Source organism: Candidatus Obscuribacterales bacterium (genome assembly GCA_036703605.1).
Classification (GTDB): domain Bacteria; phylum Cyanobacteriota; class Cyanobacteriia; order RECH01; family RECH01; genus RECH01.
On record DATNRH010000659.1, the window covers coordinates 1 to 1,055 of the forward strand.

The window sequence follows — 1,055 nt, forward strand, 5'->3', positions numbered from 1 at the left end:
CTTCGTCTGGGATCATATCCTGTTCGATAATTTATGGCGGCCGATGGTTGACCCCTGGATAGCTTTGGCGGCGATCGCCATGCGCACCAATTCGATTCGCATTGGACCCATGATCACACCGTTGGCTCGCCGTCGTCCATGGAAGGTAGCTCGTGAGGCGATCTCACTCGATCAATTATCGAATGGGCGCGTAATCTTAGGGGTGGGTCTGGGTGCTCCGGAACTTTGGGAGTTCGGTTTCTTCGGCGAGCAGACTGATGCGAAAATCCGCGCTAGAAAACTGGATGAAGGCTTGGCGATCCTGGAGGGCTTGTTGGGTGGGGAATTATTCAGCTTCCAGGGTGAGTTTTACCAATTGGAGCAGATGCGATTTCTGCCGAAGCCAGTCCAGTCGCCGCGCATTCCGATCTGGGTCGGTGGGACATGGCCTAACAAAAAACCCATCAGACGCGCAGCGAATTTTGACGGATACTTCCCGGATGCTGTTTTGTCTCCAGTGGTACCTGATGATTGGAATGACATTTCTGCCATGATCGAGACTCACCGCGTAAAGGAGGGCCCTTTCGATTTGGTGCAGTATGGAATCACGCCCGGTGATGACCCTGCAAAGGCAGCTGCCCATGTGGCTCCATATCAGGAAGTTGGCGTTACCTGGTGGATGGAGGGGATCAGCCCTTATGATTATGGCTTCGGTCGGGAAGACAAATGGACTCCGGAGATCGTGGATGTGTTGGAAAGCCGCATCCATCAGGGCCCTCCAGGGTAAGTGAACAGATACATTGTGCGGTCAACAGTTAGATGAACGATCACCCGAGCACAAAAGGAGCGCATCAATCGATCATGGCTGATATCACTGAAGAACATGACAATGTTGTCTCAGATTATCTGGCGATGATGGATCACCAGCGTGAATCACTGTTCGAGATCCTTGAAGGACTCAACCAGGAGGTTCTTTGGCAGCGCCCTGCTGAGAGTGAATGGTCTATCGGTGAAAATCTTGACCACCTGCGGGAGGTTAGCTCAAGCACCTTGACTCTGTTTAAAATTACCTGGGT

Annotated in this window: 2 protein-coding genes; both read left to right on the top strand. The window is 52.2% G+C overall.

Annotated elements, in window-relative coordinates; translation table 11 throughout:
• The coding region (locus tag V6D20_13810) for an LLM class flavin-dependent oxidoreductase (protein HEY9816855.1) at positions 1-766 on the top strand (766 nt) is incomplete at its 5' end.
• A 74-nt stretch (positions 767-840) separates the two neighbouring features.
• Positions 841-1,055, top strand: a 215-nt coding sequence (locus V6D20_13815) for a DinB family protein (protein HEY9816856.1), incomplete at its 3' end; no start/stop codon positions are given.